This is a genomic window from Methylobacterium sp. Leaf91, assembly GCF_001422815.1.
In the GTDB taxonomy this organism is placed as follows: Bacteria; Pseudomonadota; Alphaproteobacteria; order Rhizobiales; family Beijerinckiaceae; genus Methylobacterium.
The window spans coordinates 140,575-155,672 of record NZ_LMMP01000052.1 but is presented as its reverse complement, the minus strand read 5'-3'; the positions used below and the strand labels follow the sequence as shown (position 1 = coordinate 155,672).

The window sequence follows — 15,098 nt, the reverse complement described above, 5'->3', positions numbered from 1 at the left end:
CCAGGCGGCGCACCGGTCTCGCTCAGATGGGCTGGTAGGTATGCTCGTCCGCCGGGAAACGGCCGGCGCGGACCTCTTCCGCATAGGCTTCCACCGCGCCCTCGATCTGCCCGCGCAGGGAGCCGAAGCGCTTCACGAATTTCGGCACCCGGTCGCTCAAGCCGAGCATGTCTTCGAGGACGAGGATCTGGCCGTCGCAGGCGGTGGAGGCGCCGATGCCGATGGTCACCGTGGTGATGGAGGGGTTCGTGGCGATGGCGCGGGCCACCGGCTCGACGATGCCTTCGAGCACGATGGCGAAGGCCCCCGCATCGCTGATCGCCTGGGCGTCCTGCATCAGCTTGCGCTCGCCCTCCTCGCCGCGTCCCTGCACGCGGAACCCGCCCATCGTATTCACGGATTGGGGGGTGAGGCCGATATGGCCCATCACCGGAATGCCCCGCTCCACGAGAAAAGCGACGGTCTCGGCGAAACGGGCGCCGCCCTCCATCTTGATCGCGCCGGCGCCGGTCTCCTTCAGCACGCGGGCGGCGCTCATGAAGGCCTGCTGCGGGCTCGCCTCGTAGGAGCCGAACGGCATGTCCACGACGATGAGGGCCCTGGAGGTGCCGCGGATCACGGCCTGCGCCTGGACGATCATCATCTCCAGGGTCACCGGCAGGGTCGTCTCCATCCCGTGCATGACCATGCCGAGGGAATCGCCCACCAGGATGAAGTCGCAATGAGGATCGAGGATGCTGGCGGTATGGGCGTGGTAGGCCGTCAGCGCGATGATCTTGGCGCCTTCGGCCTTGCGCTTGGCGAGGTCCACGGCACGGATGCGGCGTGACTGAACGACTTGCGACATCGATCTCAACCCCGTTTCGCCGGCGGCGCGAAGGCCGGAGGCATGTCGGGGATGTCTATACGCTCGGAATGCTGAAATCACCCGTCGTGATGACGGTCTTCGACGCTTGTAGGGTAAAGAACTGGAGCGGCTGACCGATATCCTGCTGACGATCTGGCGATGGCGTCGCCTGTCGTCGCAACCCTTGCCGGGCGTTTCCTCCCTAGACGTCGGGCCGTCTCCGGTGCCTTTATTCTGCCACAACCGGAGGCTTGTCAACGGGCTACTTCGCTTCATAAGCCCCTGACGTTGCTGATTTCGTCGGCTTTCTTCGCCGCTCAGCCCAATGTCGCTTGGTATACCTTAAAAACGGGTGGTCAGAGCTGTCAGCCAGTCCGGTGAGGCCGAGACGAGAGCCGTCTCGAGACGCTTGTCGAGCCCCGTCAGAATCGCCGATCCGGTGAGGACGAGAACGATTCCGAGCGCCGCTTTGAGGCCCGCGCCGGCCCGCATCATCCGCGACCGCCACGCCATCAGCACCCGGCGCGACAGCAGGCCGAGGCCGAGCAGGGGCAGGGCCGCGCCGAGGCCGAAGACCAGCATGGTGAGGGCGACCTGCGCCAGTTCCTTCCCCTGCGCTGCGAGGAGGGACGCGGCGCCCAGGGTCGGCCCCACGCAGGGGCTCCACACCGCGCCGAGCAGAAGACCGACGGTGAACTGGCCCGCGAGGCCGGTGGTCGCGATGCCCCCGAAGCGTCGCTCCAGCCGGTCGCTCAGGGGCCCGCCCGCGGCGGCGAGACGGACCTGCAAGGCGGGCACGATGAGGACGATTCCGACGAGAACGAGCAGGAGCGCCGCCACCGGGCGGAGGACGTCGCCGTCGATACCGAGGCTGAACCCAACGGTCGCCACGAACAGGCCTAGCGCCACGAAGGACAGAGCGAGCCCGGCCGCCAGGGCCGCCGGCCCCAAACGATGCTCGGAGGCCGCAGCCCCCAAAACGATGGGAAGCAGCGGCAGCACGCAGGGAGAGAGAATCGTGAGCAGGCCGGCGAGGAAGGCGAGGCCCAGCGATGTGTTCATGACAGGGATGCCCGCTGGATTTCCGACGCCGTTCTACAGCGCCTTCTCCACCAGGGATTCGATCCATTCGCCCTGCGTCTCGCCCACGGAACGCCCAATCTCCTGGCCTCCCTTGAAGACGATGAGGGTGCTCTGCATGCGCGCATCGAACCGGCGCATCAGCGCCTTCTGCGTGTCGAAGTCGATCTCGTAGACCGCCAGATCCTTGAAACGCGGCTGTTCGGAGAGAGCCTTCAGGAGGGGCCGCTGCGCCTTGCAGATCGGGCACCAGGGGGCCGTCACCTCCACGACGATCGGCCGGCCGGCTGCTTGGGCAGCGGCGAAGGCCGCCTCGTCGAACGGTTCGGCGGCGAGGGCCTCGCCGGCGATGGCGAGAAGGGCCGTCGTGAGGAGGAGGGCGCGACGGCTGATCATCGGGAATGTCTCAACAGTGAGGTGTAGGCGGCTTGAAGCCGGCCGCGTCACCGAGGCTGGTTACGTCGGTAACTGCTGCTCTATCGCTGGGCCGAGACCCGAATTGGGGCTCATGTCACCTGACCCATGGAAACGTACAAACTGGCTTTGATACCCAAGTCGTCATTCCGGGCTCGCCTTCGGCGCCCCGGAATGACGGTGTGCCCTGTCCATCGTCATGCCGAACCCCTTGACCCGAGTTCGGGCGCTGCCTCGCCGGCGGGCGACTATCTCTGTGCCTCGCCGGCGGGCTTGGCGGCCCAGGCGGCATCGACCTTCAGGATCGTGGTGTCGTGCCTGTCCTGCCAGCCCTCGACCCCGTCGGCGAACCAGTAGACGCGGGTATAGCCGTTCTGGAGCAGGCGCTTGCCGGCATTCCAGCTGCCCCAGCATTCGGGATGGCAGAAGGTGACCACCGGCTTCGTCTTGTCGCCGCCGGTGAGGTCGGCGACGCGGGCGAGGAACTGCGCCTCCCGCGCCGGGGCCATTGGCGCCGCTCCCGCGCCCGGCATCCAGACGCTGCCGGGAATCGAGCGGTGGGCGGGCAGCCAGGGCCGGTCGGTGGGAAAGCCCACCGGCTTCTGGTCGGCCATGGCCACGTCGATCATCACCGGTTTCTCGGCGGCGACCAGCTTGTCGAGGGCGTCGATATCGACCACCGTCGCCCCCGTCAGGGTCTTGGGGGTGTAGGCCTTCGGCGGCCCGGTCCAGAACCCTTCGGGCTCCGGCACGTTCACGGGTGAATCTGCGGGGCTCGCCGCCCAGGCCGGCGCGCCCGACAGTATGGCGAGGGCGATGGAGGCGGCTCCGATCGATCGAATCATGCGCGGCATCCTCATCGTCAGTTGCTCGGGGTCGGCGTGTTGAAGCTGTGTTCCCAGCGGCTCTGCTGGTTGTCCGTGGCCACCACCTTGATCGGGCCCTTGGCGTCGGGCGCGAGGGCGAAATTGATCACCGGGTTCGACGCGATGGAGATGTCGCCGTTCATGGAGAAGACGAGCTTGCCGTTCGAGGAGACGTCGAGCTTGTTGATGTAGCGCGCCGGCGTGTAATCGCGGGTGATCTGGTTCATCTGCATCCCGCTGAAATTCGGGTGACGGACCATCAGCGTCGCCTCCGTGGGCTTGCCCTGGCCGCCCTCGGCGAACTTCATCTTCATGTCGCCGGCGCCCTTCAGGGCCTCCTCGTCGCTCATCCCCATGGGCGCGGAGCATCCGCCCGAGGCTTTGACGAACTTCACGGCCTCGTAGAGCTTGCCGTCCTTGGTTTCGGCCACGGCATGGACGTTGGTGTAGTTGTTGATCCGCACCCGGAGCTTCACCTCGCTCGGGTCGGCGGCGGGGCCGAAGGTGATGTGGGCGGCATAGGGCGACGGGTTGTCGTCGATGATGAGATGAACGGCGGCGATCCTGTCCTTCTCCGGCATCATCAGGGTGATCGGCACCAGGGAGGCGTCGAGGGCGCGCGGCGGGGCGTCGACCTTGATGAGCGCGTCGGTCGGCTCGATAATGCGGTCGCCGAAGATGGATTTGGCAATGTCCTGCCAGCGCTCCAGCCGCTCCGTATCGGTATCGCTGGCGCCGGCGGCGAGGGCGGAGCCGCCCATCAGCATGGCGGCGGATAGGCACAGGGCGGCGGTGAAGGACCGTTTGGTCGCGGAGATCGGTGTCGGCGCGTAGGTGGTCATGGCGTCTCTCCTCGTCGTGATGATGTGGCGCTGGCTCATTCCCACTCAAGCTCCTTGTAGGCCTGAGTGACGTTGCGGCCGTTATAGGTGTCGAACAGGACCCATTTCTCGCGCTCCGACTGGCCGATACTGTCGATCGCCTTGTCGATGGGCTGATCGGCGGCGATGGCCTTGCGGGTCTCGTCGCGGAGCGCCGTGAGGTAGCGCGTCAGGTCGGCGAAGGCGGGCGCGGCATCGACCAGGGTCGGGCCATGGCCGGGCACGGCCTTCGTCGCACCCAGTCCGGTCAGTGTCTCGACCTCCTTCAGCCAGCCGAGCAGGCTGCCGTCGAGGGACGGGACCCTTGTGACGAACAGGAGATCGGCCGGGAACAGGATGCCCGTCCGGGTATCGACCATGGAGAGGTCGCAATTGGTATGGGCGGTGCCGTGGGCGGTGAAGCGCAAGCTCCGTCCGCCGAGGTCGATCTCGGCCGTGTCGGCCACCTCCATCGTCGGGTAGACCACCGATCCGGCCTTGTCGGCCCCGAGGATTTCCACGAGGCGCGTCCTGTAGAAGTCGCCCCGCGAATCGAGGGCGGACCGCAGGGCGTGGTGGCCGACGAAGACCGGCTTGTCCTGCACGAAGGCCTGCGCGCCGAAGCAATGGTCGGGGTGGACATGGGTTAGCACCACGTGGCTGACCGGCTTCGACGTGCGTTTCTCGATCTCGGCGCGCAGCCATTCCCCATCGGCGAGGCTGCCGCCCGACTCCGTCACGAGCACGGATGTCTCGCCTACGACGAAGCCGATATTGGCGATGGCGTCGCCGTTCTCGGGTGTCGCCTCGGCATCGAGGCCGCGCCGCATGAAGATGCCCGGCCCGACTTCGTCCATCGTGAAGGATTCCGCCGCCCGGCCGAGGCTCGGCAGGCAGCACAGGCACAGCCCGCCGAACAGAGCGGCGCGGCGCGTGGCCAAGCTCCGCAGAGGCTGCGGGTTCATGGCATATCCTGCGAGGATCGCCCGGCGAAGCGACCTTTCATGAATTATCCTCCCGTTTTTATGGCTACCATCTAGTAGGTAGATTTTTGCTGCCGTCAACGGCATAAGTGCTGACGCGCGGAGTTGCGCATCACACCTTCGTGCCTCCCTCCCCGGTTTCGCGAAGCCCCCGACCATGATCGACCGACCATGAGAGACACCAGAGCGGAGCTGCTGGCCCAGGCCGAGATCCTGGTACGGGGCCGGGGCTATTCCGGTTTCAGCTACGGCGACCTCGCCGAGGCGGTGAGCATCCGCAAGGCGAGCATCCATCACCATTTCCGCACGAAGACCGACCTCGCCCTCGCTCTGGTGGAGGCCTACGACGCCCGCTACGACGCGGCGCTCGCCGCCATCGTCGCGGCCCAGCCGGACGCGATCGCGCGGATCGAGGCCTATGGCCGGCACTATCTCACCGGGGTCGAGAATGGGCTCGGCTGTCTCTGCGCCGTGCTCGCCATCGAGAGGGACACGCTGCCGGACGCGCTGCGCGCCGAGCTCGCCCGGTTCTTCGACAAGCACATCGCCTGGCTGGAGCGGGTTCTGGCCGAAGGGTGTGCCGACGGGAGCCTGCGCCCCGGTCTCGATCCGGCCGCCACGGCCCGGATGGTGGTGGCGACCCTGGAGGGCGCGCTGATGCTGGAGCGGCTGCTCGCCGGATCGGCCGGCTTCCGCCTCACCCTGGCGGCGTTGTGCGAGAGTCTCAGGCCAGCCCGGACGGGGTGAGGAAACGCCCTTTCATCGCAGGGCGATGATACAATATAACAGGCGCCACACAGCCGACGCGGCCGATTACGCGAACCTGAAGAGCCTTTCATGTCCGACAGCCCGACACCCGCCTCCTCGAAGATCCCCGTGACCGTGCTCACCGGCTATCTCGGAGCCGGCAAGACCACGCTCCTCAACCGCATCCTCACCGAGAACCACGGCAAGCGCTACGCCGTCATCGTCAACGAATTCGGCGAGATCGGCATCGACAACGACCTCGTCATCGGCGCCGACGAGGAGGTGTTCGAGATGAACAACGGCTGCGTCTGCTGCACCGTGCGCGGCGACCTCATCCGCATCATGGACGGGCTGGTGAAGCGGCGCGGCAAGTTCGACGCGATCATCGTGGAGACCACCGGCCTCGCCGACCCGGCGCCCGTGGCCCAGACCTTCTTCATCGACGAGGATGTCGGCGCCGCCGCCCGCCTCGACGCGGTGGTGACGGTGGCGGATGCCAAATGGCTCGCCGACCGCCTCAAGGACGCGCCGGAGGCCAAGAACCAGATCGCCTTCGCGGATGTGATCCTGCTCAACAAGGCGGACCTCGTGGAGCCCGCCGATCTCGACCGGGTCGAGGGCCTGATCCGCTCCATCAACCCCTATGCCAAGGTCCACCGCACCAGCCGCTGCGACGTCGCGCTCGATCAGGTGCTCGACCGCAACGCCTTCGACCTCTCGCGCATCCTCGATATTGAGCCCGATTTCCTGGAAGAGGGCCACCACCATCACCATGACGACGAGATGCAGTCGGTCTCGGCCAGGATCGACGGCCCGGTGGACCCGGAGAAGTTCATGCCCTGGATCTCGACCCTGACCCAGGTCCAGGGGCCGGACATCCTGCGCTGCAAGGGCATCGTGGCCTTCCCGAACGAGCCCCAGCGCTTCGTCTTCCAGGGCGTTCACCAGATCCTCGACGGCGATCTCCAGGGGCCATGGAAAGAGGACGAGGCCCGCGTTTCCCGCGTCGTCTTCATCGGCCGCAAGCTCGACCCTGAGGCGATCCGCGAAGGATTCTACGACTGCAAGGCGGCCTGACGGGCTTTGTCCGGAATCGAACCGCTCGGAGGCAGGCGCATTGTCCGCCTGTCGTCCTTTCGTCCGGATGTCCCGATGATTCTGCGGCTCGCCTTCGCGTCCCTCCTCGTGCTGACGGCGGCGGCCCCCCTCGGGAGCATCGCGTTCTCCACGTCGGCGCAAGCGAAGTACACGATGGATCGCGAGAAGCGCTTCGGCGGCCTCTGCAAGCCGCCGCTGAAATTCGCGGCCGGGGCCTGCGTCAAGCGCTGCCCCGCCGGATATCGCGATACCGGCCGGGGCTATTGCCGTTTCAAGAACATGAACCGCTGAGATCCCGCCGTCATATCGATGAAGCGGCCTTGACCGAATCGGCGAGGTCGCGGCGGGATACGCTCACGTCTCGTCCATCGGAAACCGCCATGATCTCGCGTCTCGCCCTTCGCGCCGCCCTGTTGCTCGCCGCTTCCTTCACTCTCGGTGGAGAGGCGATGGCGGGTCCGGCACAGGATTACGAGTTCCGGCCGCGGAGCGTCCGCAATGCCTGCCGCCCGCCGCTGAAATTCGCGGCCGGCGCCTGCGTCCGCCGCTGCCCCGCCGGCTACCGCGACAACGGCCCCACCTGCGGGTTCAAGTCGATGAGGCGGTAAGCGCGGCGCGTCCCGCCACGACCCAGGTTCGGCGACGCATGGCTGTCGTTCAGTCGAGCGTCGTGAAAGACTTGGTTTACCATTCCGGCACAGGATCGAATCCGAGCCGGCTTGATGCTGCCGGCGGCTGTCGGCTGCTCTTTCCGGGCGCCGTAAGGCTCACGGAGAGCGACGCCCCATGATGTCCCGCGCGGAACGCACGCCCCTGACCGACTGGTGGTGGACCGTCGATCGCGGCCTGCTTGCCGGCCTCACCGCCCTGATGGTGGCCGGCCTCGTCTTCCTCATGGGCGGCGGACCGCCGGTGGCGGAGAAGATCGGCCTGCCGACCTTCCACTTCCTCAACCGCCAGGCGATGTACCTCGCCCCGACGATCCTCATCATCGTCGCGGTGTCGTTCCTGTCCCTGCGCCATATCCGCCGCGTGGCCCTGGCCACCTGGATCGTCGGCGTCACCCTCTGCATCCTCGCCGGCAAGTTCGGACCGGAGATCAAGGGCGCGCATCGCTGGATCCAGTTCGGCCCGTTCGGCCTGCAGCCCTCCGAATTCGTGAAGCCGGCCTTCGTGGTCGTCGCAGCCTGGGCCTTCTCGGAAGGTGCGCAGCGCCGTGACATGCCCGGCGGCCTGCTGGCGATCCTGCTCCTGCCCGTCACCATCGTGCCGCTGATCCTGCAGCCGGATTTCGGCCAGACCATGCTGATCACCATCGTCTGGTGCTCGCTGTTCTTCGTTGCCGGCCTGCATTGGTTCTGGGTCGCGGGCCTCGGTGTCGCCGGCCTCGTCGGCGTCGGCTTCGCCTACCAGTTCCTGCATCACGTGCGCGAGCGCATCACCCGCTTCCTCGACAAGGATTCCGGCGACAGCTTCCAGGAATACTGGGCGCGGGAATCGTTCAATTCCGGCGGCTGGTTCGGCACCGGCCCGGGGGAGGGCGTGGCCAAGCGCCACCTGCCCGACGCCCATACCGACTTCATCTTCTCCGTCACCGGCGAGGAGTTCGGCGTCATCGTCTGCCTCGGCCTCGTCTGCCTCTTCGCCTATATCGTCATGCGGGGGCTGAAGCTCGCCCGCCGCACCGACGACACCTTCTCGCGCCTGGCCATCACCGGTCTCACCACCCTGTTCGGCCTGCAGGCCTGCATCAACATGGCGGTGAACGTGCGGCTGATGCCGGCCAAGGGCATGACCCTGCCCTTCGTCTCCTATGGCGGCTCGTCGCTGATCTCGCTGGCATTGGGCATGGGCTTCCTCGTGGCGCTCACCCGCAAGCGGCCGCGCATGTCGACCCTGAGCCAGAAGCCCCCTGGCACCGCGCCCGCCACCGTCGCCGGAGTGATGCGGTGACCGTGATGACGCCGACGATCCTGCTCTGTGCCGGCGGCACGGGTGGCCATCTCTTCCCGGCCGAGAGTTTGGCCCATGCCCTGCGCGCGCGGGGCGTCCGCGTGGTGCTGGCCACCGACGCCCGCGTCGATTCCATCGCGGGTGAGTTTCCGGCCTCTGAGATCGTCACCATCGCCTCGGCGACGCCGTCCGGCCGCTCCATCGTGAAGCGGGCGGGGGCGCTCCTCACCCTCGGGCGCGGCTTCGGCGTGGCCGCGCGCGAGATCCGGCGGATCAACCCGGCCGCCATCGTGGGCTTTGGCGGCTATCCGACCGTGCCGCCGGTTCTCGCCGGGCAGATCCTGCGTGTTCCGACCATCCTGCACGAGCAGAACGCGGTGATGGGGCGCGCCAACGCCTTCCTCGCGCGGGGTGCGCGCGCCATCGCCACCGGCTTCGCGGAGGTGCGTGGCATCCCCCTGAAGGCCACCGCCCCACGCACCCATACCGGCAACCCGCTCCGTCCCGCCGTGCTCGCCGCCGCGCGGACGCCCTACCCGCCGGTGGGCGAGGCGGATGAGCGCCATCTCCTCGTCTTCGGCGGCAGCCAGGGCGCGGCGGTGATGGGGCAGGTGGTGCCGAAAGCCATCGCCCAGCTGCCCGCCGACCTTCGCGCGCGGCTGATGCTGGTGCAGCAGGTGCGGGCCGAAGACCTCACCGAGGTCCAGAACCTCTACCTCTCCCTCGGCCTCGCCGGTCTCGAGACGGCGCCGTTCTTCAAGGACCTGCCGGCCCGCATGGCCCGCAGCCATCTGGTCGTCGGACGCTCCGGCGCGTCCACCGTGTCGGAACTCGCCGCGATGGGGCGGCCGTCGATCCTGGTGCCGTTGCCCGGCGCCCTCGACCAGGACCAGGCCGCCAATGCCGCGACGCTCAGCCGGATCGGCGCGGCGCTCGCCATCCAGCAGAGCGCCTTCACGCCGGATCGCCTCACGGCCGAGCTCCTCGACCTGTTCACCGATCCGGCAAAATTGACCGCGGCGGCCGCAGCCGCCAAAAGCGCGGGCATCCACGACGCCGCCGAGCGGCTGGCCGATGTCGTCCTCGAGACGGCGGCCCGCACCTGATTCCGAGCCGGGGCGCCCTCACGCGCTCCGCGACACGACGAGACTGAGTCACACCATGAAGCTGCCCGACAAGCTCGGCCCCATCCATTTCATCGGCATCGGCGGCATCGGCATGTCCGGCATCGCCGAGGTCATGTCGAATCTCGGCTACACGGTGCAGGGGTCGGACGCCAACGACAACGCCAATGTGCGGCGGCTGGCCGAGAAGGGCATGAAGACCTTCATCGGCCATGCGGCGCAGAACGTGGAGGAGGCCGCCCTCGTGGTGGTCTCCACGGCGATCCGGCGCGACAATCCCGAGCTCATCGCCGCCCGCGAGCGCCGCCTGCCGGTGGTGCGCCGCGCCGAGATGCTGGCCGAGCTGATGCGCTTCAAATCCTGCGTCGCCATCGCGGGCACGCATGGCAAGACCACCACGACGTCGCTGGTGGCGACGCTGCTGGACGCCGGCAATCTCGACCCCACCGTCATCAATGGCGGCATCATCAACGCCTACGGCACCAATGCCCGCATGGGCGAGGGCGAGTGGATGGTGGTGGAGGCCGACGAATCCGACGGCACCTTCCTGAAGCTTCCCGCCGACGTCGCCATCGTCACCAATATCGACCCCGAGCATCTCGACCATTTCGGATCGTTCGAGGCGGTCAAGGACGCGTTCCGGCGCTTCATCGACAATATCCCGTTCTACGGCTTCGCCGTCATGTGCATCGACCATCCGGTGGTGCAGGATCTCGTCGGGCATATCGAGGATCGCCGCATCATCACCTACGGCGAGAACCCGCAGGCCGATGTCCGCCTCATCGACGTGGACCTGCGCGGTGGCCAGAGCCGTTTCCGCGTCATGATCCGCGACCGGCGCCCCGGTTTCCGCATGGAGATGGAGGATCTGGTCCTCCCCATGCCGGGCAAGCACAACGCGCTGAACGCCACCGCGGCCCTCGCCGTCGCGCACGAGCTCGGCGTCGAGCCGGAGGCGATCCGCAAGGCGCTGGCCGGGTTCGGCGGCGTCAAGCGCCGCTTCACCAAGACAGGCGAGTGGAACGGCGCGCTGATCTTCGACGATTACGGACACCATCCGGTGGAGATCAAGGCGGTGCTGAAGGCCGCCCGCGCCTCCACCGAGGGCAACGTCGTCGCCATCGTCCAGCCGCACCGCTACACCCGGCTCGCCTCGCTGTTCGACGATTTCTGCACCTGCTTCAACGATGCCGACACGGTCATCGTCGCCCCCGTCTACGCGGCCGGCGAGGCCCCGATCGAGGGCATGGACCGCGACGGCCTCGTCTCGGGCCTGAAGTCGCGCGGCCACCGCGACGCCCTCGCCTTGGAGCGCACCGAAGACCTCGCCGGTCTCGTGGCCACCCGCGCCAAGCCCGGCGATTACGTCGTGTGCCTCGGCGCCGGCAACATCACGCAATGGGCCTACGCCCTGCCGGGCGAATTGGCGGCGTTGCAGGGGTGAGCCCCGCTCAGGTCACCGGTGCGGCCGGGACGAGGTCTTCCACGTCGACGGCGAGCGCGTCGGCCAGCGCCCGAAGGACGACGATGTCGCTCGTCCCGGCGCCGTCCTCGGTGGCCGTCAGAGCCGCATGGGAAATGCCGCTGCGCGCCGCGAGTTCGGTCGTCGACAGGCCACGTCGTGCGCGCCAGAAGGCGAGCGGAGACGGTGCGTGGCGCATGGCATCGAGATCGGCCTCACTCAGCATCTCGTCCTCGCCGGAAGCGAGCCGGGTCTGCGACGTGGCCAATGTCTGCTGGTCCGACGCATCCTCAGCCAAAGCGGCCAGCCGCTCGAACTCGGCTTCGGGCATGATGACGATGGATTCGCCGGACGGCGTCTGCGTGCGCACGATGGTCATGATGCTGGATCCTACCCGTAGATCGAGCCGCGGGGACCGACGGCATGCACAATGACGCGATCCGGCTCGATCGTGAAGATCACGCGCCAATCGCCGATCCGCAGGCGAAAACCCTCGGCCCCTTTCAGAGCCTTGATGTTATTGGACAGAGCCGTGGGATCGTCGGCAAGCGTTCGCAGTTTCTCGCGGATCTGCGCTTCGGTATTGGCCGGCATACGGACGAGCGCCCGAGCCGCGGGACGGGTGTAGACGATCGTACGGCCCATGCCACCACCTGTTGCAGACGCCGACAACTTTCCGTTGAATGCGCCGGAAGGCAAGAGATTCGATGACCGCCTTTCCCGACATCACCCCCGCCATCCGCGCCGCAGCGCCCGCCCTGCGTGGTCGGCTCTTGGCAAATCCGTCGCTCGCCGACCTCACCTGGTTCCGCGTCGGCGGGCCGGCGCAGGTTCTGTTCACGCCGGCCGATGAGGAGGACCTCGCGCACCTCCTTGGCGCCCTCGACCCGGAAACTCCGGTCACCGTGATCGGCCTCGGCTCGAACCTGATCGTCCGCGATGGCGGCATTCCCGGCGTCACGATCCGGCTCGGCGGCAAGGCCTTCGGGGCCGTGGAGATCGACGGCGAGACCCTGCGGGCCGGGACCGCGGTGCCGGACATGCGCCTCGCCAAGGCCGCGGCCGAGGCGTCCCTCGACGGATTGGCCTTCTTCCGGGGCATTCCCGGCTCCATCGGTGGCGCGCTGCGCATGAATGCCGGTGCCCATGGCGGGGAGACGACCGACGTGCTGGTGGAGGCGCGCGGCATCGACCGCACGGGCAAGCTGCGGCGCTTCACCCATGCGGAAATGGGCTTCACCTACCGTCACAGCGCCTCGCCCGAGGACGTGATCTTCACGAGTGCGCTGTTCCGGGGCCGTCCCGGCGACCGCCACGCCATCGAGGCCGAGATGGACCGCGTCACCGCCGCCCGCGAGGCGGCCCAGCCGATCCGCGAGCGCACCGGCGGCTCGACCTTCAAGAACCCGCCGGGCGGCAAGGCGTGGCAGCTCGTCGATGCGGCCGGCTGCCGGGGTCTCACCATGGGTGGCGCCCAGGTCTCGGAGCTGCACTGCAACTTCCTGATCAACCGCGACGGCGCCACCGCCGCCGATATCGAGGGGCTCGGCGAGGAGGTCCGCCGCCGGGTGCGCGAGCATTCGGGCGTCGAGCTGCATTGGGAGATCAAGCGAATCGGTGTCCCGGCCTCGACACCCAGCTAGAGGCGGCCCGAATCGCACGACGATTCTCTGCACAACGATTCTTGGCACAACGATTCTCGGAACCACGAGACCGTCTGCCGAGCAGAACCAAGGGCGAGCGCGTCACGGCCATGGCCAACGACGCGGCATCGGAAGGAATTGGAAATGTCCAAGCACGTCGCCGTCCTGATGGGCGGATGGTCCTCCGAGCGTCAGGTCTCCCTGAACTCGGGCAGCGCCTGCGCGGAAGCCCTCGAAGGGGAGGGGTTCCGCGTGACGCAGGTGGATGTCGGACCGGATATCGCGACGGTGCTCACCGACCTGCGCCCGGACGTCGCCCTCAATGCCCTGCACGGTCCGGCCGGCGAGGACGGCACGATCCAGGGGCTGCTGGAGATCCTGCGCATTCCTTACACCCATTCGGGCGTCCTGGCCTCGGCCCTGGCGATGCATAAGGAACGTGCCAAAACGATCATGAAGGCGGCCGGGGTGAGCGTACCGGAGGGGCTGATCGTTAACCGTCATGATGCCGCGAAGGCACACCCGTTAACTCCTCCCTACGTGATCAAACCCATCGCCGAGGGCTCCTCCATGGGCGTCATCATCGTCCCGGACGGTCGCTCCCATCCGCCCCAGATTCTCGCCTCGGACGAGTGGGTCTATGGGGAGCAAGTCCTTGCAGAGACTTACATTGCGGGCCGTGAGCTCACCTGCGCGGTGATGGGGGACAAGGCCCTCGGTGTCATCGAGATCAAGCCTGCCTCGGGGGAGTGGTACGACTTCGATGCGAAGTACGCCGAGGGGGGGTCGATCCACGTTCTCCCGGCAGAAATTAAACCAAAAATTTACCAGCGTGTCCAAGAGTTGTCGTTAACGGCGCATCAAGCACTTGGATGCCGGGGCATCAGCCGTGCGGACCTTCGATACGACGACACACCGGGTGGAACCGGTGCCCTCGTCGTCCTGGAGGTCAACACGCAGCCCGGGATGACCAAGACGAGCCTTGTGCCGGAGATCGCAGCCTACGCTGGCTTGAGTTTCGGTGAGCTCGTCCGATGGATGGTGGAGGACGCTACTCTGGGTCGTTGAACGCAGCCGGTCAGGCTGGCGTCGACGGAACCCCCGCGCCCGGTCCGGGCTCGCTCGTCGCCGGTCTGGCGGCGCGCTTGCCCCGGCTGGTACGCCCCTTCATGCGGTCGCGCCGTGCGCGGCTCGCCCAGCCGATCGAGCGGCGCATCCCGCGTCATGCGGGCACGCTGACCGTCACGGTGGCCTTCGCCGCCCTGTCGATCACCGGCTTCGTCGCCAGCGGCCGCTACGACCGCTTCGTGCTCGAGAACGGCCGTCCCTCCGACGTCCTCGCCCGCCTCGCCGGTTTCGGCGTCGAGCGCGTCACCATTTCGGGCATCTCCCGGCTCTATGAGCGGGAAGTGCTGCAGGCCGCCGGTATCGACGGTCATTCTTCCGTGGTCTTCCTCGACGTCGCCGAAGCGCGCCAGCGCCTCCTCGACGTGCCGCTGATCGCCAGCGTCTCGGTGCGCAAGGTCTATCCGAACGAGATCGTCATCAACCAGGTCGAGCGCGAGCCCGCCGCCCTGTGGCAGCGCAACGGCGAGATCTCGGTCATCGCCGCCGACGGCACCGTCATCGACGAGATGCGCGACGACCGTTACGCCACTCTCCCCCTCGTGGTGGGTGAAGAAGCCAACGAGCGCCTCAAGGATTACCTCGCCCTCATCGAGGCGGCGGGCGATCTCGGCGAGCGGGTCAAGGCCGGCACCTACGTCTCCGGCCGGCGCTGGACCCTGAAGCTCGACGGCGTCGACATCCGCCTGCCCGAGACCGGCGCCGCCGAGGCCCTGGCCCGCCTCGCCAAGCTCGAGCGCGACAGCCGCATCCTCGAGAAGGACATCATCGCCGTGGACCTGCGACTGCCCGACCGGGTGGTGGTGCGGCTCACGGAGGAGGCGGCCGCCACCCGCGCCGAATCCCAGAAGAAGAAGCCGAAGGGCAAGGGGACAGAGACATGAGCCGTACGATTC

The 15,098-nt window shown here is 67.6% G+C and carries 18 protein-coding genes; 10 read left to right on the top strand and 8 right to left on the bottom strand.

Annotation, left to right across the window (positions count from 1 at the left end):
- Positions 1-22: 22 nt before the first annotated feature.
- From panB to ASF32_RS23850, 6 genes are all read right to left on the bottom strand, one after another.
- On the bottom strand, positions 23-847 hold the full coding sequence (gene panB / locus ASF32_RS23875) for a 3-methyl-2-oxobutanoate hydroxymethyltransferase (protein WP_056434562.1): 825 nt from the start codon (positions 845-847) through the stop codon (positions 23-25).
- Positions 848-1,189: 342 nt separating this feature from the next.
- Positions 1,190-1,909 carry a cytochrome c biogenesis protein CcdA gene (locus ASF32_RS23870; protein WP_056434560.1) on the bottom strand — a complete coding sequence of 240 codons (720 nt, stop codon included), beginning with the start codon at positions 1,907-1,909 and terminating at the stop codon, positions 1,190-1,192.
- A gap of 33 nt (positions 1,910-1,942) precedes the next feature.
- A complete protein-coding gene (locus ASF32_RS23865) occupies positions 1,943-2,323 on the bottom strand; it encodes a thioredoxin family protein (protein ID WP_056434558.1) in 381 nt (126 codons plus the stop codon).
- Between the two features lie 266 nt (positions 2,324-2,589).
- Positions 2,590-3,195, bottom strand: a complete 606-nt coding sequence (locus ASF32_RS23860; RefSeq protein WP_200919246.1) for a rhodanese-like domain-containing protein — start codon at positions 3,193-3,195, stop codon at positions 2,590-2,592.
- Between the two features lie 8 nt (positions 3,196-3,203).
- A complete protein-coding gene (locus ASF32_RS23855) occupies positions 3,204-4,049 on the bottom strand; it encodes a quinoprotein dehydrogenase-associated SoxYZ-like carrier (protein ID WP_056434556.1) in 846 nt (281 codons plus the stop codon).
- Between the two features lie 35 nt (positions 4,050-4,084).
- Positions 4,085-5,032 (bottom strand): quinoprotein relay system zinc metallohydrolase 2, encoded by a 948-nt coding sequence (locus ASF32_RS23850; protein WP_244478156.1) that lies wholly within the window; start codon positions 5,030-5,032, stop codon positions 4,085-4,087.
- A gap of 189 nt (positions 5,033-5,221) precedes the next feature.
- Here ASF32_RS23850 and ASF32_RS23845 point away from each other — a divergent pair, with 189 nt between their 5' ends.
- The 7 genes from ASF32_RS23845 (at position 5,222) to murC (ending at position 11,416) form a co-directional block, all read left to right on the top strand.
- Positions 5,222-5,797 carry a TetR/AcrR family transcriptional regulator gene (locus tag ASF32_RS23845; protein WP_056434554.1) on the top strand — a complete coding sequence of 192 codons (576 nt, stop codon included), beginning with the start codon at positions 5,222-5,224 and terminating at the stop codon, positions 5,795-5,797.
- A 90-nt stretch (positions 5,798-5,887) separates the two neighbouring features.
- Positions 5,888-6,874, top strand: a complete 987-nt coding sequence (locus ASF32_RS23840) for a GTP-binding protein (protein WP_056434552.1) — start codon at positions 5,888-5,890, stop codon at positions 6,872-6,874.
- 75 nt (positions 6,875-6,949) lie between these two features.
- On the top strand, positions 6,950-7,186 hold the full coding sequence (locus ASF32_RS23835; protein ID WP_056434550.1) for a hypothetical protein: 237 nt from the start codon (positions 6,950-6,952) through the stop codon (positions 7,184-7,186).
- 89 nt (positions 7,187-7,275) lie between these two features.
- Positions 7,276-7,503 carry a hypothetical protein gene (locus tag ASF32_RS23830; RefSeq protein WP_056434548.1) on the top strand — a complete coding sequence of 76 codons (228 nt, stop codon included), beginning with the start codon at positions 7,276-7,278 and terminating at the stop codon, positions 7,501-7,503.
- 178 nt (positions 7,504-7,681) lie between these two features.
- Entirely contained in the window at positions 7,682-8,848 is a 1,167-nt protein-coding gene (locus ASF32_RS23825; RefSeq protein WP_056434546.1) for a putative peptidoglycan glycosyltransferase FtsW, read from the top strand.
- On the top strand, positions 8,845-9,954 hold the full coding sequence (gene murG, locus ASF32_RS23820; protein WP_056434544.1) for an undecaprenyldiphospho-muramoylpentapeptide beta-N-acetylglucosaminyltransferase: 1,110 nt from the start codon (positions 8,845-8,847) through the stop codon (positions 9,952-9,954). The genes ASF32_RS23825 and murG overlap by 4 nt, the downstream gene beginning before the upstream one ends.
- A 55-nt stretch (positions 9,955-10,009) precedes the next feature.
- On the top strand, positions 10,010-11,416 hold the full coding sequence (murC, locus tag ASF32_RS23815; RefSeq protein WP_056434542.1) for a UDP-N-acetylmuramate--L-alanine ligase: 1,407 nt from the start codon (positions 10,010-10,012) through the stop codon (positions 11,414-11,416).
- Between the two features lie 7 nt (positions 11,417-11,423).
- Here the strand turns inward: murC and ASF32_RS23810 are convergent, their stop codons facing one another.
- Both ASF32_RS23810 and ASF32_RS23805 read right to left on the bottom strand, forming a co-directional pair.
- Positions 11,424-11,813, bottom strand: a complete 390-nt coding sequence (locus tag ASF32_RS23810; protein WP_056434540.1) for a helix-turn-helix transcriptional regulator — start codon at positions 11,811-11,813, stop codon at positions 11,424-11,426.
- An 11-nt stretch (positions 11,814-11,824) separates the two neighbouring features.
- Positions 11,825-12,079, bottom strand: coding sequence for a type II toxin-antitoxin system RelE/ParE family toxin (locus ASF32_RS23805; RefSeq protein ID WP_082470555.1), 255 nt, complete (start codon positions 12,077-12,079; stop codon positions 11,825-11,827).
- A gap of 62 nt (positions 12,080-12,141) precedes the next feature.
- Between ASF32_RS23805 and murB the strand changes: the two genes are divergently transcribed.
- The 3 genes from murB to ASF32_RS23790 all read left to right on the top strand — a co-directional run bounded on the left by murB (position 12,142) and on the right by ASF32_RS23790 (position 15,086).
- A complete protein-coding gene (murB, locus tag ASF32_RS23800; RefSeq protein ID WP_056434538.1) occupies positions 12,142-13,077 on the top strand; it encodes a UDP-N-acetylmuramate dehydrogenase in 936 nt (311 codons plus the stop codon).
- A gap of 144 nt (positions 13,078-13,221) precedes the next feature.
- Positions 13,222-14,145, top strand: coding sequence for a D-alanine--D-alanine ligase (locus ASF32_RS23795; protein ID WP_056434536.1), 924 nt, complete (start codon positions 13,222-13,224; stop codon positions 14,143-14,145).
- Positions 14,112-15,086, top strand: coding sequence for a cell division protein FtsQ/DivIB (locus ASF32_RS23790; RefSeq protein ID WP_056434534.1), 975 nt, complete (start codon positions 14,112-14,114; stop codon positions 15,084-15,086). The genes ASF32_RS23795 and ASF32_RS23790 overlap by 34 nt, the downstream gene beginning before the upstream one ends.
- Positions 15,087-15,098 lie beyond the last annotated feature (12 nt).